This is a genomic window from Aestuariimicrobium sp. Y1814 (genome assembly GCF_050113895.1).
GTDB lineage: Bacteria > Actinomycetota > Actinomycetes > Propionibacteriales > Propionibacteriaceae > Aestuariimicrobium.
In genome coordinates, this window is sequence record NZ_JBNJRW010000002.1 from 61,843 (window position 1) to 85,792 (window position 23,950).

Here is a 23,950-nt window from a genome sequence, read left to right on the forward strand (position 1 = left end):
ACGAAAGGGGGCTGGCCCCATGGAACCCGCCGACACCGAGGACGTCACCGAACGGTATGCCCGGTTCGCCGAGCGCGAGACCAGCACCCATTCCGCGGTCCTGCAGGCCTGGGCGGCCGGCGTCGCCCAGGACGCGGAGGTCGCTGAGCTGATCGAGACCCTGCCCAGCCGCGAACGCCAGCCGAACCTCATCTTCGCCGCCACCCGCCTGGCCGACCCCGACCTGGTCGACCCGCACCAGCGGGTGGCCCGCGACCGTGAGTACGAGCTGTTCCGCGCATCACTGCTGGGCCACTGGGAGCAGATCCGCACCATCACCGCCGAACGGCACACCCAGACCAATGAGGCCGGGCGGTTGGCCGTGGTGCTACCGGTGCTGCACCAGGTCGCCACCGAGACCGGACGAGAACTCGCGCTCATCGAGCTCGGTGCCTCAGCCGGGCTGGCGCTGCATCCGCACTGGTGGCGGTTCCGTTACGTCAGGCGTGACCAGGTGCCGATCGCCGAGTTCGGACCGGCCGGGCGGGAAGCGATCACCGTGGTGGTGAAGAACCATTTCGACCACCCCGACCCCGCCGAGGTGCCGCCGGTGGTGGTACCCCCGGAGCTGCCGCCGATCATGTGGCGGCTCGGGGTCGACCAGCACCCGCTCAACCCCGCCCACCCCGAGGACGCCGAGTGGCTCCGGACCCTGGTCTGGCCCGGCCAGTCGCACCGATTGACCCGCCTGGATGCCGCCATCGATGCGGCCTGCCACGACCCGGTGCTGGTGCTCAGGCACGACATCACCGACCCCGAGGCGATCGACGAGGTGCTGCGGCTGGTGCCGCGTGACTACCTGCCGGTGGTCTTCCACGGGGCGGTGCTCGCCTACCTGTCCACCGCGGCCCGGGCCGCCTTCGCCGCCGACATGCTGCGCCGGGTCAAGGCCGGTGAGCTGCGCTGGGTGTGCAACGAGGGCCAGTACGTCATCCCGCAGGTGGTTGAGGCCCTCGACTCCCGACCCGACTTCCGCCGGCGGCTGCGGCGCGGGGCGTTCGTGGTCTCGCTGGACGGTCGTCCGCTGTACCAGGCCGACGGGCACGCCGGCTGGGTGCTGTGAGCTCCTAGACTGGGCCGGTGCCCCCGAAGTCCCCACTGCCGCCCCGGTTCGGGCTGCAGGCCGCGTGGATGCGCACCCCCGACCGTGACCCCGACAACCCGGCGCCGTGGCCGACCCTGGGTGCCTACCTGCGCGAACGGTTCCCCAAGCTCGGGCTCGAGGGGCTGGAACGCATGCTCGTCCGGGGTGACTTCGTCGACCAGCAGGGGCGACGGTTGACCGGTGAGGAGCCCTACACCCCGCACACCTTCGTCTGGTTCCACCGCGAGCTGCGCGACGAACCCGAGGTGCCCGGTGAAATCGAGGTGCTGTTCCGCGACGAGCGCATCGTGGTGGTCGACAAGCCGCACTTCCTGACCACCATTCCCCGCGGCCGGCACATCCGCCAGTCGGTGGTGGTGCGGATGCGTGAACAGCTCGACCTGCCCGAACTGGGCCCAGCCCACCGGCTCGACCGACAGACCGCCGGGGTCCTGGTGCTGACCACCGAACAGCGCTGGCGCGGCGCCTACCAGGACCTGTTCGCCCAGCGGCTGGTCACCAAGACCTACACCGCGGTGGCCCGGTTCGACCCCGACCTGGCGCTGCCGCGGGTGGTCGAGTCGCACATCCACAAGCAGCGCGGGGTCATGCAGGCCGTCGAGCTGCCCGACCGGGAGCCGAATGCCCGCACCCTGGTCGAGCTGGACGAGGTGGGCCCACTCGATGCCGAGGGACGCCGGTGGGCGCGTTACCGGCTCAGCCCGCACACGGGGCGGACGCACCAGTTGCGGCTGCACCTGAACTCGTTGGGCATCCCGATCCGCCACGACCCGCTGTACCCGGTCGACCTCGACCGTGACCTGGACGACTTCACCGACCCACTGCAGCTGCTGGCCCACCGGCTCGAGTTCGACGACCCGGTGGACGGCAGCCCCCGACGGTATGAGTCGCGGCGGGTACTGCAGCTGCCGTGAGGCTCACTCGCCGGCGACCTCGATGGGGGCCTCGTTGTCGAGGTGCTCACGCTGCTCGCCGACCCGGTCCTCCACCTTGCTGAACAGCCAGGACGCGACCACGCCGACGACCAGCAGCGCGACCGCGAACAGGATCGCGGGCCACAGCGACAGCCCCATCGAGGCGAGCCCCTCGTCCCCGAAGGCCGGGAAGACCACGGTCGGGAAGATGGCCAGCGACGAGCCGACCACCATGCCCAGGATGAAGTGGTACATGCCGGCGTAGTGGCGGTCGAAGGCCCAGGCGGCGGCCTTGGCGAACAGCAGCACGCAGGCGACCAGGCCGATGAACAGCGGGATGATCACGCCCAGGTCGAACGAGGCGATGCCGGCGGCCATCTTGTCGTAGAGCCCGAAGTAGATCAGGAAGTTCGAGGGGCTCATGCCGGGCACGATGACACCCAGGCCGATCAGGGCACCCGAGCCGAACCAGGCGGGGATGCTCGGGGTCACGTTCAGGGCGATGGAACCACCGACCAGCATCACCAAGAAGATCGCGATGGCGGCGATGACCATGATCGCCCAGTGCACACCGGTGCGTCCCTGCTTACCGGCGGTGCGGAACAGCGACGGGAAGGTGCCGATCACGAAGCCGATGAACAGGCAGATGAACTGGGCCTCGAATCGTCCGAAAGCGGCCTCGACCACGATCGAGAACAGCAGGATGCCGATGCCGGCGCCGATACCGATCGGCAGGAAGTAACGGACCTGCTTCCAGAACTCGTGGAAAGGTCTGGAAAGGAACCGGATGATCGGGTCGTAGATGCGGAAGATGACCGCCAGCACCCCGCCGGACAACCCGGGCAGGATGAAACCGATACCGACCAGGATGCCCTTGACCATGCGCATCAGCCACGCCCCGGGCGACTCGCGCTCGTCGAGGTGGGCGTAGTGCTCGTCGCGCTGGACGACGGTGGTGGTGTCTGTCATGGGCCTTCCTTCGGGCAGGGTCACCGAACGATCCTAGGTTGGCCGGCCGCCGATTGCCGCATCGACTGCGGTCGGGAGCGCGAATCAGGGACCATGGTGCTACCCACTCCACCACCCCTGGGCCAATGGGCCGGGTGTGACGTCAGGGTAGGCTCGACCCGTTTGGCTTCCTACACCCGCCAGGAGAAACACATGAAAATCGGCATCATCGGTGCGTCCGGCAAGGCCGGGCGAGACATCTTCGCCGAGGCCGTCCGTCGAGGCCATGAGACCACCGCACTCGTGCGTGACGCCAACCGCGCCGCCGAGGTGCTCGGCAGCGATGCCGCGGTGCTGGAGCGCGATGCGTTCGACCTGACCCAGGCCGACCTGGCCGGGTTCGATGTCGTGGTCAATGCGTTCGGCACCACCCCTGACCAGGCCTTCGAGCATGTCGACCTGGCCCGCCACCTCGTCGAGACCGTGGACGCGCAGGAGCCGCGCCTGGTGTTCATCCTGGGCGCGGGCAGCCTTCGCACGGGCGAGGACCGCCACTTGTTCGTCGAGGACATCGCCGAATCGCCCGGTTCCGAGGCCTGGATCGCGATCCCCCAGGCGCAGCTGCGTGAGCTGAAGTACCTGCGTGACATCCAGGGCGTGAACTGGGTCGGCATCTCCCCCGGTGCCCTGTTCGAGCCCGGGCCCGCCGCCGGCGTGCGGCTCGGCAAGGACGAACTGCTGGCCGACGAGGCCGGCAACTCGCGCACCTCGACCGGCACCATGGCGATCGCCGTGCTCGACGAGATCGAGGACCCGGCCCACCGCAACACCCGCTTCTGCGTCGTCGACGGCTGAGGCAGGTCAGGGGCTAACTGATCGGCGCGGCGATGAAGCGCCGCCCCAGTTCGACCGCGGTGTCCTCATCGGTGACCAGCACATGGCACAGCCCGCGGCGCACACAGGCCTCGGCGACAGCGTGTTTCGCGCTGCCCGCGGCGACCGCGATGGCCAGCCGCGCGGCCGCGACGTCGGCCAGTTGAAGACCGACGCTGCGGGCATCGATGTGCGGACACACGATCGCCCCGTCGGCGCCGATGAACCGGCCGACGGCATCACCCACCGCACCCTCGGCCAGCAGGTGCGTCACATCGGCCAGGCTCAGGCAGCCCGACTGCACCAGCACCGACTCCTGGGTGACCGCCCCCAGGCTGAACAGCAACACGTCGGCCCCGCGGGCGACCCCGGTCACCTCGGCGATCGAGGGTTCCCGCAGCAGTGCGGCGGCCAGTTCGGGTGACTCCACCACGGCCGGGGCGGGCAGGAACAGGGTCGAGCCCCGGGCCTGCCGGGCCAGGGTCGTGATGATGGCGGCCGGGTCACCTGGCCCCGGGCGGCTGAGCCCCCCATTGGCCTGGACGACGGTGACCCCGTCGGCCCACGAAGGTGCGATGGCACGGGCCAACTCGCTCATGGTCTGGCCCCAGGACACGGCCAACGTGCGTGGCGTGGTGGTGAGGTCGGCCAGGTAGTCGGCCGCGGCCTGCGCCACCGCCTGCCGGGTCGTGGCCGGGTCGGTGTCGCTGGGCACCACGATGGCCTCGCGCAGCCCGGTACGCTCGACGAGGTCGGTTTCGAGGGTGTGCGAACGAGCCCGCGGGTGCACGATCTCGATCCGGACGATGCCCTTGGCCAGGGCCTCCTTCAGCAGTCGGCCCACCTGCCAGCGGGTCAGGTGCAGCCGTTCACCCACCTGCTGCTGGGTCAGCCTGTTGCTCGAAGTGCAACTGGCAGACCCGCAGCAGCAGGTGGTCACGGTCGGAGTCCCTGGCCGGCACCGATCAGCCCTGGTCGGCCCCGCGGGGAACAGGGTGGAACAGCACCTTGGACGAGACGACCTCGCGGCGGGCCATCTGGCCGATCAGTTCGGGCACTTTGTCGACCGGCTCGTTGTGGGTGATCATGAACTCCCACTTGAGCTCACCGGAGGCCATCTTCGCGACGGTGGTCTCCCATTCCTTGCCCGGGAACGGGGCCGAGAAGGAGTTCCACGAGCCCTGGATGTCGATCTCCAAGCGCATCAGCCGTGCCCAGGTCTTCTCCTTCAGCACGACGTCGGTGTGCGGGATGCCGATCAGCACCACCTGGCCGTGACGGGCGGTGATGCGCACCGCCTGGTCGGCCACCGCAGCGACCCCGGTGGTCTCGATGACCACGTCGAAGCCCTTGCCGACCAGCGGTTCGAGTTCCTCGTCCGAGCTGGTGGCGTGGTCGGCCCCGGCGATCAGGGCGAGCTTCGCCTTCTCGGGGGACACGTCGATGGCCACCACTTCACTGGCACCGGCGAGCTTGGCCCACTGCACCGAGAACAGCCCGATCGGGCCGCCGCCGCCGAGCACGGCGACCCGGTCACCGATGCCCAGCTTCGTCCGGTAGATGGCGTGCAGTGAGATCGCGGCGGGGTCGACCATGGCGGCGGCCCGGGGGTCGAGGTCGCCGGGCACCTTCAGCAGCAGGTGGGCGGGGCCGACGACGAACTCGGTGTAGGCGCCGTCGCGCCGCGAGCCGTAGTAGTCGTAGTTCTCGCACAGGCTGAACTCGCCCTGCACGCAGGGCGGGCATTCGAAGCAGGGCAGCATCGGCGGCACGGTGACCAGGTCGCCGACCTCGAGGCCGGTGACCCCTTCACCTAGTTCCTCGATCCAGGCGGAGAACTCGTGGCCGCAGATCAGCGGAAGGTTGTAGGGGCCGGACTCGAACATGCGGCTCAGGTCGGAGCCGCACACCCCGCAGAAGGCCACCCGCATCAACACTTCGCCGGGGCCGGCGCTGGGCTTGTCCACCTCCTCGACGCGAATGTCACCCACGGCGTGCATCACCGCTGCGGTCATCTTCTCGGTCATCTTGATCAATCCTTGTTGGTGTGTCGTGTGGTGGTGTGGTCAGTTGCCGTCGATGTGGCGGACCATGTTGTTCATCAGGTCCTTCATCGCCGGGTAGGTGTCGAGGTAGGCCTGGTAGTAGTACTGGTAGTCGGCGTGCGCCTCGGCGTTGGGCTGGATCTCCTTGACGGTGTGCACCATGGACTTCGCGGCACTCGGCAGGTCGTCGAACAGGCCGGCTGCCATGCCTCCCATCATGGCCGAGCCGAGGATGGGACCCTCGGTGTTGCGGGTGAAAACCATCGGCACGTTCGAGACGTCAGCGTGCATCTGCATCCAGAAGTCCGACTTGGCCGGGCCACCGGAGACCACGATCTGCTCGGGCGGGTAGCCGTTGTCGCGCATCGTCTGGAAGATCGACTCGGTGCCGAAGCAGATGCCCTCGATGATCGAGCGGTACATGTGGAACTCGGTGTGGCCGAGCGACAGGCCCCAGAAGACACCGCGGGAGCGGGCATCGGAGTAGGGCGCCCGGTTGCCCTGGAAGTGGTCGAGCAGCACCAGGCCGTCGGAGCCGATCTGGATCTTCTCGGCCTCCTCGTTGAGCACGTCGTAGGGGTCACGGCCGGTCTCCTGCGCCTTCGCCCAGGCCTTCGGGGCCAGGTTGTTCTTGAACCAGGCCACCACCGAACCGGTCGATGACTGGCCGCCCTCGACGGTGTACTCACCGGGAATGATGGCGTCGGTGAACGACCCCCACAGGCCCTTGGCGTGCAGCCGGGTGCGGGACTGGCCGATCATCCGTGGCTGGAGCCGGTGATCAGGGCCATCTTGCCGGGCTCGACCACGCCCAGGCCGATGGCCCCGGCGTAGGCGTCGATACAGCCCTCGGCGACCGGGGTGCCACGCTTGAGGCCCAGTTCGTTGGCGGCGGCCAGCGACAGCCCGGCCACCTTGGCGCCCAACGGCAGCAGGGTCTTGGGGAACTTGTCGAGGATCTCGGCGGCACCGGCCGACTCATAGAGGCTGGTCGGCCATCCACCGTTGTCGGAGTCGTAGAAGTACTTGCAGGCGGCATGGTTGATCGACATCGTCCACTCACCGGTGAGCTTGTTGACCAACCAGTCGGTGCAGTCGGCGATGACGGCGGCCTCTTCGAAGACCTCGGGTTCGTTGTTGCGCAACCACATCGACTTCGGTGCGCCCCATTCGGCCGAAACCGGCCCGAAGCCGGAGTACTGCAGCGCCTGGTCACCGGTGGCGGCGAGGGTGTCCGACTCCGAGGCGGCCCGCACGTCCATCCACAGCAGGGCCGGGCGCAGCACGTTGTTGTTCTTGTCCACCGCGACGACGGTGGCCGAGGTGGAATCGACGCCGATGCCGACGATCGCGTCCGGGGCCACGCCCGACTGGGCGACTGCACCGCGGACGGAGGCGATGACGCACTCCCACCATTCCTTCGGGCTCTGCTCGGCGCGGCCCGAGCGGGGGAAGTCGGTCGACCACTCGGTCGCCACGGAGGCCAGCTCGTTGCCCTCGGTGTCGAACACCCCGGCGCGGGCGCCGCCGGTGCCCATGTCAATGCCCAGCAGGTACGGTCCTTCAGCCATGATTTGCTCCTCACAGTCCTCGCCCGTCGGGGCGGGTCGGGCACCGTTGCCCTGACACCAGAATCCGACGCGTGGTCCCCGCTCACCAAGGGTTCCGGGCGCCCTGTGCGATCTTCGCTCAGATGAGCGAAATAGGGGTCTTCACGGGGTGAAAACCGGGGCTTCCCAGACCCATTGGCCGTTGCCCGGGCACAGGGCTATGGTGGTGCACATGCCTTTGCAGGTGACTGAGGAGGAGTTCGACCAGTGTGTCTCTGAGGCACTGGACTCCATCCCTGAGCAGCTGACCCAGCTGGTCGACAATTGTGTGGTCCTCGTCGAGGACGAACCACCGCATTGTGAGGACCTCTACGGCTACTACGACGGGGTCCCCCTGACTGAGCGGGGCTCCGACTACGCCGGGGTGCTGCCCGACCGCATCGTGTTGTTCCGCCAGCCGCACATCAACGAGTGCGACAACATGGAGGAACTGGTCAACGAGATCCACACCACCGTCGTCCACGAGATCGCCCACCACTTCGGCATCGACGACCAACGGCTGCACGAACTCGGCTACGCCTGAACCCCGCTGACCTGGACGGAGGCGTTCACCCAGAAGTCATCGTGACGTCGCCGAACTGGTGGGACGACCCGATTTGATCTCCCTGTTGGGCCCTGTGCCGCGCACCAGCGGCAGCCCAAGGAGGAGATCCCATGAGTACCCCACGCCGGCTCGGCGGTGCCCTGTTGGGCGCCGCGATGCTCGGCTCACTGGTCTGGGCCGGCACGGCCAACCCAGCCAGTGCGGCCATCACTGACATCAAGATCAACGAGATCGAGTCCAACGACGCCTCGGGCGGGCCGGACTGGGTCGAGCTGGTGAACACCAGCACCACCGAGACCATCGACATCAGTGGCCTGGGGATCAAGGACGACAACGACTCGCGCACCTACACCATCCCCGCGGGCACGACCCTGGGACCGGGCGAGTTCTGGACCGTCGACATCGACGTCGTCCCCAATGGTTTCGGCCTGGGCTCCGCCGACATGGTGCGCCTCTACAACGGGGCCGACCTGATCGACTCCTACTCCTGGACCGGCGGGCATGCCGCCACCACTTTCGGCCGCTGCCCCTCGGGCCTGGGCGCCTTCGCGGTGACCGCCAGCCCCACCAAGGGTGCGGTCAACGACTGCTCGGTGGCCACCGGGGTCGTCGTGATCAACGAGATCGAGTCGCAGGGTGGTTCACCCGACGACTGGATCGAGTTCAAGAACATCGGTGACGCGCCGATCGACATCTCCGGCTACGTCATCCGCGACAACTCCGACGACCACAACTACGTCGTCCCGACCGGCACCGTCATCGCTCCCGGTGGGTACTGGACCGTCGACATCGCCGAGATCCCCGATTCGGAGGGTGGCTTCGGCCTGGGCGGGGCCGACGCGGTGCGGCTGTACCTGCCCGGCGGCCTGGTGCTGGTCGACTCGCACTCGTGGACGCAGCACTCCCCCACCTCGCTGGGTCGCTGTGCCGACGGCATCGGCTCTTTCGTCCACACCACCACCCCGACCAAGAACGCCGCCAACACCTGCCCGGTGCCCAACGTCGTGGTCAACGAGATCGTGACCAACGTCACCGGCACCCCCGACTCGATCGAGCTCTACAACAACGAGGACTTCGAGGTCGACCTGAGCGGCTACATCCTCAAGGACGACAACGACTCGCGGAACCTGCCGCTGCCCGCCGGTAGCGTGATCGCTCCCAAGGGCTACTTGGTCTTCAGTGAGGGCAATGGCTTCGACTTCGGCCTGGGCAATGGTGACGCGGCGCGGCTGGTCCTGCCCGACGGCCTCACCCTGGTCGACGGGCACACCTTCCCGAGCCATGGCGCCCCGAGCTGGGGCCGCTGCCCCGATGGCACCGGCGACTTCGTCCAGACCGCTGGCCTGACCCTCGGGTCGGCCAACAACTGCGGTTCGGTGACCACCCCGCCGACCACTCCTCCCCCGGGCCAGACTCTGGCCCCGTGGCCGGGCGGCGACCAGGCTGACGCCCTGCCGCTGTCGTTCCTTGAGGACTCCTCTGGCCTCGACTTCCAGTGGGACGGCACCCAGGGTGTGCTGTGGGCGATCGACAACGGCACCGGCACCCTGTTCAAGCTGAACGTGACCTCCGACGGCCAGGCCACCCCGGTCGCCGGCTGGGAGAACGGCAAGCGGATCCGCTTCATCCGCGACGCCGGCAACCCCGCCGCCGACGGACCGGACGCCGAAGGTGTCACCGCCGGCCCCGACGGTTTCGTCTACATCGCCTCCGAGCGGGACAACTCCGACAAGGGCATCAACCAGAACACGATCCTGAAGGTCGACCCGAACAAGGCCGGACCCGATGTCGTGGCTGACCAGGAATGGGACATCACCACCGCCCTGCCCGCAGTGACCGCCAACACCGGTATCGAGGCTGTCGAGTACATCCCCGACACCGAGCTCGCCGGCAAGCTGTGGGACTCCTCGAAGGGCAAGGCCTACGACCCGGCCGACTACCCCGGCCACGGTGACGGGCTGTTCTTCGTCGCCGTCGAGGACAACGGTGTGGTCTACGCCTTCGCGCTGAACGATGACGGCACCCATGCCCTGGTCGGCGAGTTCCGCCCCGGGCTGGGCGGCGTGATGGCGCTCGACTGGGACTCGGTGCTCGGTGTGCTGTGGACCGTCTGTGACGACGGTTGTGAGAACGCCTCGGCACAGGTCACCTTCAACGGCACCGACACCCCGGGTGTTGACTTCTTCGACGCCCCCCAGGGTCTGCCGGTGGGCAACTTCGAGGGCTTCGCCACTGCCACCCGCGAGCTGTGCAGCAACGGCGTTCGTCCGGTCTGGTGGTTCCAGGACGGCAACGAGGTCGACCCGCTGCGCACCGGCACCCTGCCCTGCGAGGACCCGGCGACCACCCCGGTGAGCACCCCGCCGGCCACCACTGGTCCGGTCAGCACCCCGCCCGCCACCACCACGCCGGTGACCACCCCGGGAGCGACCCCGACGGCCACCACCGGTGACGACGACGATGATGACAACGATGACGACGACCGCAACAACCCGCCGGAGCTGCCGAACACCGGTGGCACCAACGCCATGGTCGGGCTGTGGGGCCTGGTGGCCCTCGCCGGACTCGGCGTCGCGGCAGTGACCCGTCGCCACCGCGGCTGATCATCCGTTGGGCTGAAGCCCAGCCAGAAACACCGCGGCCCCCAGCACCCAGCTCGGGTGATGGGGGTCGTGTGGTTGATCAGGTGTCAACAAACAAGTCACCAGCCGACATGCGGTCTGTCATATGACAGGGCACGTGCTGCTGGTGACTTGTTTGTTGACGCCTATGCTGGCGCCATGACCCAACGCCCCCTGGCCGAACCTCTGGACGTGCTGGTCTTCTACGTGCCCGTTGCTGACACCAATGCGGTGCTGGAGGCGCTGTTCGCGGTCGGCGCCGGGCGGATCGGTGACTACGACCGCTGCGCCTGGTTCACCGCCGGCACCGGACAGTTCCGCCCACTGGCCGGAGCCAACCCGACCATCGGGGGCGTCGGCGAACTGGAACAGGTCAACGAGAACCGGGTCGAGCTGACCTTCCCCCGTCGGCTGCGATCAACCGTGGTCGAGACGCTGAAGCAGGCGCATCCCTATGAGGAGCCGGCCTTCCACGTGCTCGCCAATGTGGCCGAGTGACCCGAGTTCGCGCCGGCGCTTGACCCTGACACAGTGGCAGATGGGAGAACTGAACCATGTTGTCTATCGGAGCCTTCGCGCAGATCGGCCAGGTGACTCACCGCCAGTTGCGGCACTGGGACACCGCCGGCCTGCTAGTACCGGCCCACGTGGATGAGTTCGGTGGCTACCGTTCCTATGATCCTGCGCAGCTGCACCGGCTGCACCGGATCATCGCCCTGCGCCACCTCGGTTTCGGTCTGGACCAGATCGCCATGATCCTGGCCGAGGGGGTGGACGCCGAACGCATCAGCGCCCTGCTGCGCGTGCGGCGGGCCGAGGTCGAAGAGGAACACCGGATCGCAGCTGAACGACTCATCGACGTGGGCCGCCGGCTCCGCCTCATCGAGAAGGAGAATCATATGTCCACCATTGAGATCATTGAGAAGCCGCTGCCCGCCCTGCGGCTGGCGGCCCGCCTGGTCACCGTCGCTACCCAACCGGAGGTCGCCGGCGTCGTCGGACCCTCCTTCGATGCCGTGGCCTCGGTCATCGGCAACGAACCCGGCGCGCTGGACACGCCGATCGCCCAGTACGACTTCGCCGAACAAGGCGTGTCCATGGTCATCGGCTACGCCTACTCGGGGCCTGAACGCGAGGGGGTAGAGGTGGTCGAACTGCCCGCCGTGGACACCGCCATCTGCGGGGTCCACCTGGGCGCGATGGACACGATCGGCGCCAGCTGGCAGGCGGTGCACACCGAGATCATCGCCCGCGGCTTCGAGCCGACCGGGCCCTGCCGCGAGTTGTACGTCCAGGCCGGGTCGGACGACCAGGCTGACTGGGTGACCGAGTTGCAGCAGCCGGTGCGGCGCCGCTGAGGGTCAGCCACCCAAGGGCAGTTCGAGGCGGACGAAGTCGCGGTTGCTTTCGCCTTTCGACCAGCGCAGCTGATTGCCGGTGTCCAGGTATAGCTTGCGCTCGGGGGAGTTCTTCAAGGTGATGGTCTGGTCGGCGTGGTACAAGACCGGGGCGGCGAAGTTGCCGGTCCACAGACCCTCGTCGGCGTAGTCCTGGTAGCCCTCCCCCAGATAGCAGTCGTAGGTGGAGGCGGTCTGCTTGCGCAGGTACAACTCGTTCTCACCCACGTACCAGTTCAGCTGGGCTGCATCCTGGAGGTTGGAGACGACATAGGCATAGTTGTTGCCGCCCACGCCCAGCCAGCCCAAGTGGGGTGTTGTCCGAGACGCGGTAGACCGGGGCCGGTGCGTAGGACTGAGCCATCAACTCGTAGTAGGTGCTCCAGCCCCACCAGTCATTGGTCCAGCTGAAGTCCTGGCGGTCGCGGACATCCTTGCGCCGGTCGGTCTTGCCCCCACATTTCAGGAACAACGGTGAGTAGTTCTCGTGGGAGGTCACATCAGCCACCTTGTTCAGATCCGGGATGAACTGGGCTGCCGAGAAGTTGAAGTCGCCGGAATCGTAGGCCGTCCACACGTCATTGGCTGAGGCCCGGGTGGCGGCCACCGCGTGCGCGAGATTGTCCCGGCTGACGTCGTCGAGCAGCCGCTTGTCCCCGTAGGCCTGCCACGTCTGGCCGGACGCGTTGTGGACCGTCAGACCGTTGCGGCAGTCCTCGTCGTGCATGCATCGGGCCAGCAGGCTGCCCAGCGTGCCACTGAACCCGGGGATCGGTGTGGCCACCTCCTGGTAGAGCTCACGACGCGGCACCCGCATGTGCCCGGCCGAGTACAGGTCGGTGAGGAAGTGGTCGGCGAAGGCGTTCAGGGCATAGGCCTGTTCGAGGCGGGTGCGACGATCGGCCTCGGAGAGCCCGGCACCGCGAATCGAGGCCGCTGCTCCATCGCGATCTGGTGGCCGACCTTGTAGGCCGTCACCGCGAAAGGCGCGAAGTGGTCCCAGTTCTCGGCGGCCAGGGCCAGGTAGCGACCCATCTTGTAGGGCAGGCCCCCGACGTCGTCACCGCCGGTGATCCTGTTCCACTTCAACGAGAGGGTGTCACCGAGCAGCACATAGGCATCAGAGGCCTGGTGCCCATCGGCGATGGCCCGCTCGACCGCGGCCACCTCCTCACCCATGACACTGATGATCTTGAGGTTCTGCGCCCAGTCCTGGCCCAGGCTCTGGAAGGCCGCACGGAAGGTCGTCGGGGTGAGGCCGAGGTGCTGATGGGCTGGCCGACGACCCCGAAGAAGTCCCCGGCCAGCGCGACGAGCATGCCGTAGCTGAGGGTGCGCTGGGTGGGTTGCCCATTGAGGGGCAGGGCCAACTGCAGATCTTTCGCCTTCTCGCGGGAGGAGTCGAACTGGAGGGTGATCCGGTCGCCGATGTAGAGGTGTTCTGCGCTTTCCATGGTGCACTCCTTGAGGGGTGGAACCCCAAGTCATCGGGGGGTTGACCCCATGTGACACCAGGCCTGACGGGGAAACAACCCAACTTTTGGTAACATTGTCACGAAAAGCTGGGCGCCCCCCTGTTGTCACGGGACGAGCGCAGCCTCGCGGTCCTCGGTTTCCACCTCGTGTCGCGGCTTCACCACGCCCGGGGTGAGCGCCTTGACCAGGACGAGCCCGATCAGCGCGGTCACGGCCTTGTCGACCAGCTCGAGCCCGGCCCGGGGCCAGAACGCGGCGCTGAACAGCGAGTTCCCAGCCGACTGCAGGCCGGCGACCGCATCGTCCACGGGGTTGCCGTGCGCACCCTGGAAGACGGCGACGACGATCACCGTCGAGAGCAGCGGCACCAGCACGGCCAGGATCGCAGCCGCGATCGGGGCCGAGACGGCCGTGTAGCCCGACTTGCGCGAGACGGCGCCGACGACGACGGCGATCGCGATCTGGATGATGACGAACCAGATCGCCGGCGGACGGAAGGTCAGCGCCAGGATGACATTGGTGAGCACACCCACGGCCACGCCCCAGCGGATGCCGAACAGGGCCGCCGCGACGAAGGTGCCGATGGTGTCCAGGAACAGGAAGGACAGGGTCAACAGGCCCACCGCCCAGCCGACGGCGATGTTGAGGACGACCACGGCGGCGCAGACGAGCAGTGTCGTCGCCAGGGAGTTCGGGTTCTTGCGCAGGAGTGCCATGGCATCACCATGGCACAGGAACCCCAGCCCGGGGTGAGCGGTTGCCAATCCTTGCCAGCGGCTCCCAGGCCGTGGGTGGTTGGCGGTCACGGGGCGGACGAGGGGCTCTGGGGCCGGTCGGCCAGACCCTCCCGGTCACCTACTGTTCTCGTCATGGCAACCATTGATGACATTGGCGACTGGTTCACCGACCGCGACCGCGAGGCCTGGGATGCCTTTGCCCAGGGCGCGGATGTTCCGAGCGAGCAGGATGTGGCCGACCTCGAGGCCGAGATCGGCTTCCGGCTGCCCGACCAGGTGCGTGAGCTCGCCTTCCACCCGCTGGGCGGGTTGTTCATCGAGGCCAAGGAAGAGCTGTGGCCCCAGCCGCAGGCCCATGATGTGGGCCCGGCGTGGACGTTCCAGAACGGGCTGATGGCCTTCAGCCTGTCCGAGGAGGCACCGGAGTGGATGCAGACCCGAACCGCCCTGGACCGTTTCCGCGAGTACTTCCCCGACCTGACCGGCCGGCTGCCGGTGCTGAAGCGGTCCAGCGACCCGCTGATGTGGACGATCAACGCCGAGGGCGAGCTGGCCATGTTCATCCCCGGTCTGGAGGACGAACCGTCGATCTTCGAGGGTGACTTCTTCGACCTGGTACTGGACGAGATCCGCGAACTGGTCGAGCGCCTCGCCCGCAAGCTCGCCGGCGAGGACCGGGCGTCCTGAGGGCGGCCGCGGCCGGGGGTCCAGTCGCGGTGAAGCCGGACGACCCTCGTCCGCCTCAGAACCAGGTCTCGGCCAGCAACTCGAGTGAACGCTCCCGCACTGCCGGGTCGAAGGCGTAGGTGACGGTGATCAGCTCATCGGCACCGGTGCGGGCGACGAACTCCTCCATCTGTCGCTTCACGGTCTGCGGCGACCCGACGGCGCTGATGGTCAGCATCGGGTTGTCGCGACCGGGCACGTCGGCAGGGTCGACCGGCGGCTGCAAACGTCGGCGTTTGCCGCTGACGGTGTCGGCGAACATCTGGGTGAGGGTGGTGAACTCGCGCTCGGCTGCCGCGTCGGTCTCGGCGACGAGCACGTTGATGCCGGCCATCACATAGGGCTGCTCGATCTGGGCGGTCGGCACGTCGGTGGTGAAGTTGTCGCGGTAGATCCTGATCGCGTCATCGATCTGGTCGGGAGCGAAGTGGGACGCCAGTGAGAAGGGCAGGCCCAGCTGGCCGGCGATGGCGGCACCGTTGACCGTCGACCCGAGCACCCAGATGGGCACCTCGGTGCCGGCCGCAACCGCCGCAACGATGGGCAGGGAACGGCCCATGCCCTCGGCACCGAACCAGCCCTGCAGGTCGTAGATGTTCTGCGCGAACGCCTGTGGCTCGGCCGACGAGCGGGCCAGCGCCTGGGCGGTCATCCGATCGGTGCCGGGGGCTCGGCCCAGGCCGAGGTCGATGCGGTTGCCGTGCATGTTCACCAGGGTGCCGAACTGTTCGGCGACCATCAGCGGGGAGTGGTTGGGCAGCATCACGCCACCGGCGCCCACCCGAATCCGCTCGGTGCACGAGGCTGCCTGTGAGATGAGCAGGGTGGTCGCGCTCGCGGCGAGGTTCTCGGTGTTGTGGTGCTCGGCGAACCACAGCCGGGTGAATCCGAGCCGGTCGGCCAGTTGGGCCGCCGACATCGAGGCGGCGATGCCGTCGCGGGCGGTTGAGCCCTCAGAGATGGAGACCAGATCGAGAATGCTCAACGGGACTGACACGGGGCGTCGCTTCCTGACTCATGGACGAGGGGCTCCCTGGGGCCAACCTCGTCGGGCCGAGGAGTATTCCGCGGAGGCCGCCGCGGGTGCTCCCGGTGGGTCCGGGATCGCGGAGAGTTGCCCCGCTCAGTTGCCTTCGAAGGCGAACTTGACCTTCACGGCGGGGTCGATGCTCAGGATGATGCCCGAGTAGAACGCCTGCGCCTGGTCGCGCAGCACCTCGCGGTTGGTGTTGACGTACTGCTGCTTGGCGTCGTCGTTCAGAATGCCGTTGATCATCTCGACCGGGTCGATCTCGGGGGTCACGAAGCCGAGCACGCCCTTGTCCTCGGTGACCAGCTTGAAGCTCTCCTTGTCGTGGCCAATGAAGATGAACTCGGGGATGGTGACCAGGTACTCATCGTCCCCGGTCTGCTGGATCTCGACGTCCTTGCCCTCGATGCCGAGCTTGGCGTGGAAGTTGTACTGGACGAACATGGCCCGGCTGCTGCCCGGGATGCTCTTGCCGAACAGCTTGGTCGTCTGGGTCTGCTCGGCGATGCCCTGGATGCCCAGGCTGAGCAGCACGACCTGTTCCTTGCGGGTGATCGACTCGATGATGCGGGTGTCGTTCTTCTCGGTCTCCACCGTGATCGGCGTAGCCAGCGGCGCCATGGCACGGTTGACCGCGGTCATCACGCCCGCACCGACGGCCAGCATCACCAGCGCCAGCAGCAGAATCGGCCAGGCCGACCGCTTCTTCGGGGACGAGGCCGGTCGCGCGGCGGGCTCGGTCGAGGTGTCCATGAACGTTCCAGCTTCCCGTGTTGCACCATGGCGGGCGCCCGGTCTGGCGCCACCCGCAGACTGTAACAGTGCTACCGTCGGCCGCCCGGTGCGATTCCCGGGATTCACAGCTAAGCGTCAGTGCTGGGGCTACACATTTCTGTGCACCAGCTTGGGGCACACGGTGGTCAGCGGACAGGCCGGGCAGTCGGGTGCAGTCCGATGGCACCAGTCCCGGCCGACGGACCAGGTGGGGCCGTCCAGAAGACCGGGCCGCTCGGGGTTCAGCCGCCGGGCCGCAGCCGTCACGGCCGCGAGAGAGTCCTCGTTGACCAGCCCCGTGCGCAGGAAGACTCGCCGCACGTGCACGTCATAGGCGACATCGGTCCCCTCCAGCGCCCGTAGCTCCACCCCGAACCGGCTCACCAACAGTTCCACCGCCATGGCCGCCTTCTTCGGTCCCACCCAGGGGAACTCACGGAAGCGGGCATCCACCTCAGCGGCCGTCGACCCGGGCGCCCACAACCGACCCGCATCACCGCGATACTTCCGGCAGACCAACTCGGCCGCCGCCACGGTCGCAGTGGCCATGATGTCGGTGAACCGGTGCAAGGCCGGCGGCTGGGCAATCGCCGCGGCCACTTCCCGTGGGTGGCTGCTCAGCCAGGAGGGGTCGAGCGTGCCGAGTCGACGGATCAGGTCCATCGGCGCCTCCCACGCCCGTTCCGCCCGGATGCCATGGTCGAAGACCACCCCGATGAGAAAGGCGAAGGGGTTGGCTCGGAGCAGGTCATCGGCCTGCCGGGTATGGGCGAAACCGAGTGGCGATTCGGCCGAGCGTTCATAGTGGCTGCGGCGGTAGTCGAGCAGCGCCTGCACCACGGCTTGAGCGCCCGCCGCGTCGCCGGTGCGAACCGTCTCGCCGGTGCGAATCGCTTCCCTAGTGCGAATCACTGCGCCAGTACGCATCGCTTCACCACTGATCCCTTCACCAGTGGGCACCCTCGGCGGGCTGGCCATCCCCAGCCCTCGTCGGGCAACCTCCGCCGACAACCAGGCGCCCTGTTCCCCCTGACGCATTCCCGCCAACGGTGTGCTGAGGATCGCCCCGGCGTCGCCCAGGGGTACTCGGACGGCCTCGGCGTAGGCCGCTGGGCCGAGCACGAGCACGCGCCGTCCACGAAGACCACCGCTCACCTTGATCAGCCTCGCGGCGACCCAGCGCCCCCACTCGCGCCGATACTCCGACGAGCACCCGGCCAGGGCCACGTCGTAGGGCGCAAGCCACTCGTCCGGCATGACCAGGCCATGGTCTGCCGAAAGGATGAACCATTGCCGACCGAGGGCTTCGGCGAGCGTCCGTCGATGGGCGAAACCCCACGACGTGTACAGGTCAGCGGCCCGACTCGGCGTGGGCCGCTTCGCCCGCCCACACGAGACCAGCACGATGTCGAACTGGTCGTCCCGCAGCCCCGGCGCCATCGGGGTGGCGCCTTCCCGGGACGAGGGCAGGGGCGAGGGTGCCGGGTCCTGCTCATCGATGTCACCCACTGACGAGGGCTGGGAGTCCGTGGCTGGGTCGCCCCGGTACCGCACGTACCTGCCTCGACCGATGCGGGTCACCAGAGGCGTCCGGGACGCGAAGTAGCCGCGGCTCTCCTCAGGAGCATTCGAGGTGGCGAACTGCAATTGGGCGCTCACCGTGCCCTGGGGCACCTCGGGATACCGACGCGCGAACCAGGCCAGCACATCCTGGCGGCTGAACGGTTCTCGCAGTTCCGCCGCCGCGCGCGCCATCATGTCCCAGACGGTCAACTTGTCACCGCGCCGTGGGTCATCAGTGACCATGGCAGCAATGTAGCCGCGAACCCGCCACGACATGCGACCACCCCCACCTCTCCACCCAGTCAGCTGGCGAGGCACCGTCCCGCCGACCCCCACGACGGCGATGATGAATCGCATGAGCAACTCACCGCTGGAGGAGATCCGCCGGCTGAAGGCCGAGCTGGCCACCGCCATGCGGACCATCGACCGGGTCGGCCAGGGCCTCGACGGCCTGGAGCAGCAGCTGGCTCGTCCACACGCCGCCGGCCAACCGACGCCGGTCGCCGCACCGCCACTGCACCCCGGGCCCGCCGCGCCACCGTTGGGCCACCCACAACCGCGGCCGCTGCCCTACCCGCCCCCGTCCACACCCCCGCTCCAGCTCCCGCTCCCGGCCCCGACCCGGGGCCCCCACCCCGTCGCCCCGATCCATCCGGCCTTCCGCCCACAGCCCACCGCACCCCCTCGTCCACCGAGCGCCCTGGCCGCGTGGTGGCAGCGCGAGTCGACGATCGTACGGGTGCTCGGCATCGCCGGGGCACTGGTCACCCTGGTCGGGCTGACGCTGCTGCTGGTGCTGGCCGTGCAGCAGAACTGGTTCACCCCGACGCTGCGGGTCGGCCTGGGCACGGCGCTGTCGGTCGGGCTCATCGCCGCGGCCTGGCTGCTGCGCCACCGCCTGCACCGGGCCGGACGAGCGACCACCAGCGCGGTCGCCCTGGCTGCCACCGGCCACGCCGGTCTGTACCTGGTCGTGCTGGCGATCACCCAGCTCTACCGCTGGGTGCCGTTGTGGGCCGGGCTGCTGCTGGCCGGCATCGTCGCCGTGATCGGCATCATCACCGCGGTGCGTTGGCAGAGCCAGCTGATGGCCGCGCTGCAGGTGGTCTGCATCGGCCTGCTGGCGCTGCCGCTGACCGGCGAGCCCAGTTCGGCCGGCGCCTTCGTGGTGCTGGTCACGATCGGGCTCGCGCCGGTGCACGTGCACACCTGGAAGCGGCTCGGCATCACCAGCTTCAGCATCGCCACCTTGGCCCAGCTGGTCGCCGGCTTCGACGCCCGCCCGGGCCAGGAGCTGTGGCTGGTCACCGTCGTCTCGGCGATGCTGTGGGCGGCCGGCCCGGGCGTGGCGATCGCCGAGGCCCGCCGCGGCCGGGCCTCGGGCGCCGGCATGTTCATCGTGATCGCGAGCGGCTTGCCCTGGTTGATGGTCGCCACGATCCACGAGTCCTGGACGGCGGCGGCGCTGCTCGGCATGGCCGCCGTCGTGGGCCTACTCGCCTTCGTGCTCGCCCCCCGCGACCGGACGAGCGGCGACGGCTTCGGTTGGGCCGTGCTGTCGACCCCTGTCCTGGCGCTGGCGCTGTTGGTGCTCGTGCTGCCCTGGCCGAGCGCCTACTGGGTGGCGGGGCTGCTCGGCGTGGCCGCCCTGGTGTGCCTGCTGGCCGGGTGGCTGCGCGCCGAACCGCTGGCCGGCTGGGCGGCGCTGCTCACCACCGTGGCCCTGCTGGTGATGCTGCCGCTGGCGATGGCGAGCTTCTCGCGCCCGGCCGTGCTGGGCCGGTCGTGGCTGCCGCTGCTGCTGGCCGGGCTGCTCGCCGCGGCGCTGGCGGGGCTCGCCCTGTGGGCCACCACCCGACTGCCCCGCACCCAGTCGGCCCTGCGCCCGCTGCTGGTCATCGCCGTGCTGGTCGGGCTGCTGGGGCTGATGATGGCCGCCGTCGCCACCGGCGCGGCGATGGGCCACCGCATCGACAACCCCGACGCCGGGTTCACCTCGGGCCACGCCATCGGCACCATCATCTGGATGCTGGCCGCCGCAGTCCTCCTCGTCCGGGGTCTCACCCGCGCCGAGCACGCCGACCTGGGCGTGAAACTGGCCCTCGGCCTGGCCGGGGTGGCGGTCGCGAAACTGTTCCTCTACGACCTGGCCGCCCTGAGCGGCATCTGGCGGGGAGCGGCCTTCGTGGTCGTCGGCCTGCTGCTGCTCGGCCTGGGCGTCAGCTACGCCCGGGCACTGGAGCGGGCGGCCCGTCGGCGTGCTCCCGGGGACGATGCAGCACCGCGTGGTCGGGTGTGACCCGCAGGTCCGGCCCCTGCGCGAGGCCGGTGCCGTCGACAATCAGCGCGAAGCCGTGGTGCTCGACCGCCGGCCAGTAGATCGTCACCCTGGGATTGGTCTCGACGTTGGCCAGCGCCGAGGCCCGCGCCCCGCGTACCACGACGGTGTGGCCCTCGACGACCGGGTCGACGGTGGCCAACCGGGCATGCTGCCCCGCCGGCAGGGTGACCAGCACGGCTGAACCGAACCGAGCCACGACCGCGGCCAACTCGTCCAACTGAACTTCGATGCTCATGGCCCCACTTCACCACACGCCCCTCCCGTGCCGGGGCGGGGCTGCTAGGTTCGCCGCGATGGCACACCACCATGAAGAATCCAACAATCCGTGGGCCCTCTATGAGGCCCTCGTCGACGGCATCCCCGAGGGCATCGAGGTCGTCGACGCCGTGGTCAACCGCTGGGCCGCGGTGCGCAGCGAGCAGGGCGCGGTCGGGGTCGCGATGACCTATGAGGGCGGCCCGCGGGCCGACCTGGATGCCTGGCGGATCCGCGGCCGGACCCTGCGCGAGGTCGCCGCCCACGCCACCTCGTGGGACCTGCGCCTGGCCAGCCTGGGCGTGGCCGCGATGAATGCCTGGTACAGCTCACCCGAGGTGGTCCGGCAGCTGCCCGGGGTCGAGTTCGGCGAGCACACCAAGTTCTTCACCAGCCGCGGCCCCGAGCTGGGCCGGGTGCCGACGGCCATCGTCGGGCACTTCACCAACACCGAGGGTTTGGGCGGTGACATCACCGTGCTCGAACGCCTGCCCCGCGGCGACGACCTGCCCGACACCGCCGCCGAGTACGTGCTGCCGACCAGCCGGCTGGTCGCGATCACCGGGTCGACGCTGGTCAACAAGACCCTGCCCCGGCTGCTCGAACTGTCACGCCACGCCGAGGTGGCGCTGGTCGGCCCCTCGACCGTGCCGGCGCTGGGCGTCTACCCGCAGTGCGTACGCGCCATCCACGGGTCGGTGGTCGTCGACCCGGACGAGTACCTTCGCCTGGCCGCGCTCGGCGTGCGCGAGCACGGTTCGGCGGCGGTGCAGGTGTTCAGCCTGCGCCGCTGACCCAGCACGTCCCCGCCGCAGACCCGCACCCGGGGTCGGCACTCGGACGAGGCCGACGGCCTCGTCCGGGTTTCATCTAGGGTTTTGGGGGTGCCCTACGCCAAGAACTCCGCCATGAGCCGGATCGTCTTCGGCGCTGCGGGCTTGGCGTACATCTCGGCGATCTGGCAGCGCTCGTCGTTCGGCGTGGCCGGTTTCGCCGCCACCGAACGGTTCGGCGTACTGGCCACGGTGCTCAGCATGTTCGTGGTGGTGCAACTGCTCACCTATGCGGTGATGCAGGTGCCCGCCGGGCTGCTTGCCGACCGGTTCGGCTCACGGGTGGTGATCGGCACCGGCGCGCTGATCATGGCGCTGGGCCAGATCTCGCTGGCCCATTCGTCGTCGCTGGTGCCGGCGATCGTGGCGCGAGTGCTGATCGGCACCGGCGACTCGATGACCTTCACCAGCGTGATCAAGCTGCTGCCGTTCTGGTTCTCGGCGGTGCGGGTGCCGATGCTGGTGCAGCTGACCAGCATGCTCGGCCAGGCCGGGCAGTTGCTCTCGACGATTCCGTTCGCGGCCTTCCTGCGCAGCCGGGGCTGGACCCCGGCGTTCACCCTGCTGGCGGTCGTGTCGCTGGGGGCCTGCGTGCTGGCCTGGGGCGTCGTGCGCAACCGGCCCGACGGGCAGCGGGTGCACACCGCCTCGGACGGGGACTTCGGATTCATCAGCACCGCCCGCCAGGTCTGGCGCACCCCGGCCACCCGGCTCGGATTCTTCCTGCACGCGGTGGCCGGGTTCCCCGGGGTGGTCTTCGCGATGATGTGGGGCTACCCCTACCTGGAGGGTGGGGTGGGTCTGTCACCCACGGTGATCTCGGGGCTGTTCACGGTGCTGGTGGTCGCCGGGCTGCTGTTCGGACCGCTGGTGGGGGCACTGGCCCCGCGCTTCCCGACGAACCTGTCGTGGTTCTCGTTGGTGGTCGCGGCGGCGAACGTGGCCACCCTGGTGCTGGTGCTGTGCTTCGAACGCCCGCCGCTGTGGGCGCTGGTGTTGTGGATGGTGGCGATGTCGGCCAATGCGGCCGGGTCGAATGTCGGCATCGAGGTCGCGCGCACCCAGAACGACCCGACCCGGATGGGCACCGCCGCCGGGGTGGTCATCATGGGCGCCTTCATCTTCGGGGTGACCGGCATGGCCGTGTTCGGGCTCGCCCTGGACCTGGCCGGGGGTTACTCGGCCAGGAACTTCCGGTTGGCGTGGGCGACCCAGCTGGCGCTGTTCGCGGTCGGGTTCGTCGGGGTGGCGCTGGCCCGGTCGCGGGCCCGGCGCTCAGTCGAGTGAGGCGAGGAACTCCAGCAGCGCCGCGTTGAACTGGTCGGTGTGCGAAACATTGATGCCGTGCGGGCCGCCCTCGACCACCACCAGTTGGGAACCGGCGATCATCTCGTGGGCCCGGCGACCCGAGGGAGGGAACGGCACGTTGTTGTCGGAGTCGCCGTGGATGACCAGGGTCGGCACACTGAACTTCGCCACGTCGTCACGGAAGTCGGTCGCCCAGGCGATGATCGTGTCCTGCAGCGCACGGTCGGAGCCCTGTTCGGTGATCGTGAGCACCTCGGCGAACTGCTCGTCCGAAATGGCCAGGTCATTGGGGTTGGAGAAGAACCAGGTCATGAACTTCTTCAGGAACCCCTCCCGGTCGGCGGCGCACTCGTCGCGCAGGCCGGTGAAGCCCTCCATCGGCATGCCGCCGTCGGGATTGTCATCGGTGATGCACAGCGCCGGGGTGATGGCGGCGGCCAGCACCGCCCCGGCCAGCCGTGACTCGCCGTGGTTGCCGATGTAGCGCGCCACCTCGCCGCCGCCCATCGAGAATCCGACCAGCACCGCGTCGGTGAGGTCGAGGTGGGTGAGCAGCGCGTCGAGGTCGTCGGCCATGGTGTCGTAGTCATAGCCGCCGTCAGGCTTGGACGAGCGGCCGAACCCGCGGCGGTCATAGGCGATCACGCGGTGGCCGGCCCCGGTGAGGGCGGGCACCTGGGCGGCCCAGGCCTCGGCCGACAGCGGCCAGCCATGGATCAGCACGACCGGGCGGCCATCGCCGCCGGAGTCCTCGTAGTACAACTGCAGGTCGGTCTCGCCAGGGATGGTCACGTGCGGCATGACAGCCTCC

25 protein-coding genes are annotated in these 23,950 nt (G+C 68.8%); 11 read left to right on the plus strand and 14 right to left on the minus strand.

What is annotated here, in order from left to right:
• The first annotated feature begins 19 nt into the window (after positions 1 to 19).
• Positions 20 to 1,102 carry a DUF2332 family protein gene (locus tag ACQE3C_RS02530; RefSeq protein WP_434537629.1) on the plus strand — a complete coding sequence of 361 codons (1,083 nt, stop codon included), beginning with the start codon at positions 20 to 22 and terminating at the stop codon, positions 1,100 to 1,102.
• Positions 1,103 to 1,218: 116 nt separating this feature from the next.
• Positions 1,219 to 2,058: a pseudouridine synthase gene (locus ACQE3C_RS02535; protein ID WP_434537932.1), complete on the plus strand. Its 840-nt coding sequence runs from the start codon at positions 1,219 to 1,221 to the stop codon at positions 2,056 to 2,058.
• A 3-nt stretch (positions 2,059 to 2,061) separates the two neighbouring features.
• On the opposite strand, the gene ACQE3C_RS02540 is transcribed toward ACQE3C_RS02535, so the two are convergent.
• Positions 2,062 to 3,027 carry a DUF368 domain-containing protein gene (locus ACQE3C_RS02540; protein ID WP_434537630.1) on the minus strand — a complete coding sequence of 322 codons (966 nt, stop codon included), beginning with the start codon at positions 3,025 to 3,027 and terminating at the stop codon, positions 2,062 to 2,064.
• A gap of 192 nt (positions 3,028 to 3,219) precedes the next feature.
• On the opposite strand from ACQE3C_RS02540, the gene ACQE3C_RS02545 reads away from it, so the two are divergent.
• Complete coding sequence (locus ACQE3C_RS02545; RefSeq protein WP_434537631.1) at positions 3,220 to 3,861, plus strand: NAD(P)-dependent oxidoreductase; 642 nt, start codon at positions 3,220 to 3,222, stop codon at positions 3,859 to 3,861.
• A 13-nt stretch (positions 3,862 to 3,874) separates the two neighbouring features.
• Here the strand turns inward: ACQE3C_RS02545 and ACQE3C_RS02550 are convergent, their stop codons facing one another.
• The 4 genes from ACQE3C_RS02550 to ACQE3C_RS02565 all read right to left on the minus strand — a co-directional run bounded on the left by ACQE3C_RS02550 (position 3,875) and on the right by ACQE3C_RS02565 (position 7,495).
• Positions 3,875 to 4,756 (minus strand): sugar-binding transcriptional regulator, encoded by an 882-nt coding sequence (locus ACQE3C_RS02550; protein ID WP_434537632.1) that lies wholly within the window; start codon positions 4,754 to 4,756, stop codon positions 3,875 to 3,877.
• A gap of 88 nt (positions 4,757 to 4,844) precedes the next feature.
• Complete coding sequence (locus tag ACQE3C_RS02555; RefSeq protein WP_434537633.1) at positions 4,845 to 5,906, minus strand: galactitol-1-phosphate 5-dehydrogenase; 1,062 nt, start codon at positions 5,904 to 5,906, stop codon at positions 4,845 to 4,847.
• A 39-nt stretch (positions 5,907 to 5,945) separates the two neighbouring features.
• Positions 5,946 to 6,686 (minus strand): FGGY-family carbohydrate kinase, encoded by a 741-nt coding sequence (locus ACQE3C_RS02560; protein WP_434537634.1) that lies wholly within the window; start codon positions 6,684 to 6,686, stop codon positions 5,946 to 5,948.
• The gene (locus tag ACQE3C_RS02565) at positions 6,683 to 7,495 is read right to left on the minus strand and encodes an FGGY family carbohydrate kinase (protein ID WP_434537635.1); all 813 of its coding nucleotides are present in this window, start codon (positions 7,493 to 7,495) and stop codon (positions 6,683 to 6,685) included. Before ACQE3C_RS02565 ends, ACQE3C_RS02560 begins: the two co-directional genes overlap by 4 nt.
• Before the next feature lie 211 nt (positions 7,496 to 7,706).
• On the opposite strand from ACQE3C_RS02565, the gene ACQE3C_RS02570 reads away from it, so the two are divergent.
• From ACQE3C_RS02570 to ACQE3C_RS02585, 4 genes are all read left to right on the plus strand, one after another.
• The gene (locus ACQE3C_RS02570; RefSeq protein ID WP_434537636.1) at positions 7,707 to 8,057 is read left to right on the plus strand and encodes a metallopeptidase family protein; all 351 of its coding nucleotides are present in this window, start codon (positions 7,707 to 7,709) and stop codon (positions 8,055 to 8,057) included.
• Positions 8,058 to 8,188: 131 nt separating this feature from the next.
• Complete coding sequence (locus ACQE3C_RS02575; protein WP_434537637.1) at positions 8,189 to 10,681, plus strand: lamin tail domain-containing protein; 2,493 nt, start codon at positions 8,189 to 8,191, stop codon at positions 10,679 to 10,681.
• Positions 10,682 to 10,858: 177 nt separating this feature from the next.
• The gene (locus tag ACQE3C_RS02580) at positions 10,859 to 11,197 is read left to right on the plus strand and encodes a hypothetical protein (protein WP_434537638.1); all 339 of its coding nucleotides are present in this window, start codon (positions 10,859 to 10,861) and stop codon (positions 11,195 to 11,197) included.
• 56 nt (positions 11,198 to 11,253) lie between these two features.
• Positions 11,254 to 12,057 carry a MerR family transcriptional regulator gene (locus tag ACQE3C_RS02585; RefSeq protein ID WP_434537639.1) on the plus strand — a complete coding sequence of 268 codons (804 nt, stop codon included), beginning with the start codon at positions 11,254 to 11,256 and terminating at the stop codon, positions 12,055 to 12,057.
• A gap of 3 nt (positions 12,058 to 12,060) precedes the next feature.
• Here ACQE3C_RS02585 and ACQE3C_RS02590 read toward each other — a convergent pair whose 3' ends face one another.
• The 4 genes from ACQE3C_RS02590 to ACQE3C_RS02605 form a co-directional block, all read right to left on the minus strand.
• Entirely contained in the window at positions 12,061 to 12,324 is a 264-nt protein-coding gene (locus ACQE3C_RS02590; protein WP_434537640.1) for a hypothetical protein, read from the minus strand.
• On the minus strand, positions 12,317 to 12,913 hold the full coding sequence (locus ACQE3C_RS02595; RefSeq protein WP_434537641.1) for a hypothetical protein: 597 nt from the start codon (positions 12,911 to 12,913) through the stop codon (positions 12,317 to 12,319). Before ACQE3C_RS02595 ends, ACQE3C_RS02590 begins: the two co-directional genes overlap by 8 nt.
• A gap of 47 nt (positions 12,914 to 12,960) precedes the next feature.
• A complete protein-coding gene (locus tag ACQE3C_RS02600) occupies positions 12,961 to 13,275 on the minus strand; it encodes a hypothetical protein (RefSeq protein WP_434537642.1) in 315 nt (104 codons plus the stop codon).
• A gap of 401 nt (positions 13,276 to 13,676) precedes the next feature.
• Positions 13,677 to 14,288 carry a hypothetical protein gene (locus ACQE3C_RS02605; protein WP_434537643.1) on the minus strand — a complete coding sequence of 204 codons (612 nt, stop codon included), beginning with the start codon at positions 14,286 to 14,288 and terminating at the stop codon, positions 13,677 to 13,679.
• Positions 14,289 to 14,441: 153 nt separating this feature from the next.
• Here ACQE3C_RS02605 and ACQE3C_RS02610 point away from each other — a divergent pair, with 153 nt between their 5' ends.
• Positions 14,442 to 14,996, plus strand: coding sequence for a hypothetical protein (locus tag ACQE3C_RS02610; protein ID WP_434537644.1), 555 nt, complete (start codon positions 14,442 to 14,444; stop codon positions 14,994 to 14,996).
• 55 nt (positions 14,997 to 15,051) lie between these two features.
• Here ACQE3C_RS02610 and ACQE3C_RS02615 read toward each other — a convergent pair whose 3' ends face one another.
• The 3 genes from ACQE3C_RS02615 to ACQE3C_RS02625 form a co-directional block, all read right to left on the minus strand.
• Complete coding sequence (locus ACQE3C_RS02615; RefSeq protein WP_434537645.1) at positions 15,052 to 16,020, minus strand: LLM class flavin-dependent oxidoreductase; 969 nt, start codon at positions 16,018 to 16,020, stop codon at positions 15,052 to 15,054.
• Between the two features lie 138 nt (positions 16,021 to 16,158).
• On the minus strand, positions 16,159 to 16,818 hold the full coding sequence (locus tag ACQE3C_RS02620; RefSeq protein WP_434537646.1) for a hypothetical protein: 660 nt from the start codon (positions 16,816 to 16,818) through the stop codon (positions 16,159 to 16,161).
• Positions 16,819 to 16,947: 129 nt separating this feature from the next.
• Positions 16,948 to 18,645: an endonuclease III domain-containing protein gene (locus tag ACQE3C_RS02625; protein ID WP_434537647.1), complete on the minus strand. Its 1,698-nt coding sequence runs from the start codon at positions 18,643 to 18,645 to the stop codon at positions 16,948 to 16,950.
• A gap of 112 nt (positions 18,646 to 18,757) precedes the next feature.
• Here ACQE3C_RS02625 and ACQE3C_RS02630 point away from each other — a divergent pair, with 112 nt between their 5' ends.
• Positions 18,758 to 20,701: a DUF2339 domain-containing protein gene (locus tag ACQE3C_RS02630; protein WP_434537648.1), complete on the plus strand. Its 1,944-nt coding sequence runs from the start codon at positions 18,758 to 18,760 to the stop codon at positions 20,699 to 20,701.
• Here ACQE3C_RS02630 and ACQE3C_RS02635 read toward each other — a convergent pair.
• Positions 20,622 to 20,978, minus strand: coding sequence for a pyridoxamine 5'-phosphate oxidase (locus ACQE3C_RS02635; RefSeq protein ID WP_434537649.1), 357 nt, complete (start codon positions 20,976 to 20,978; stop codon positions 20,622 to 20,624). The two genes, ACQE3C_RS02630 and ACQE3C_RS02635, sit on opposite strands and share 80 nt — an antisense overlap.
• Before the next feature lie 58 nt (positions 20,979 to 21,036).
• On the opposite strand from ACQE3C_RS02635, the gene ACQE3C_RS02640 reads away from it, so the two are divergent.
• A complete protein-coding gene (locus ACQE3C_RS02640) occupies positions 21,037 to 21,792 on the plus strand; it encodes a Rossmann-like domain-containing protein (RefSeq protein ID WP_434537650.1) in 756 nt (251 codons plus the stop codon).
• A gap of 90 nt (positions 21,793 to 21,882) precedes the next feature.
• Positions 21,883 to 23,118: an MFS transporter gene (locus ACQE3C_RS02645; protein WP_434537651.1), complete on the plus strand. Its 1,236-nt coding sequence runs from the start codon at positions 21,883 to 21,885 to the stop codon at positions 23,116 to 23,118.
• Here the strand turns inward: ACQE3C_RS02645 and ACQE3C_RS02650 are convergent.
• The gene (locus ACQE3C_RS02650; protein ID WP_434537652.1) at positions 23,107 to 23,940 is read right to left on the minus strand and encodes an alpha/beta fold hydrolase; all 834 of its coding nucleotides are present in this window, start codon (positions 23,938 to 23,940) and stop codon (positions 23,107 to 23,109) included. The two genes, ACQE3C_RS02645 and ACQE3C_RS02650, sit on opposite strands and share 12 nt — an antisense overlap.
• Positions 23,941 to 23,950: the final 10 nt, after the last annotated feature.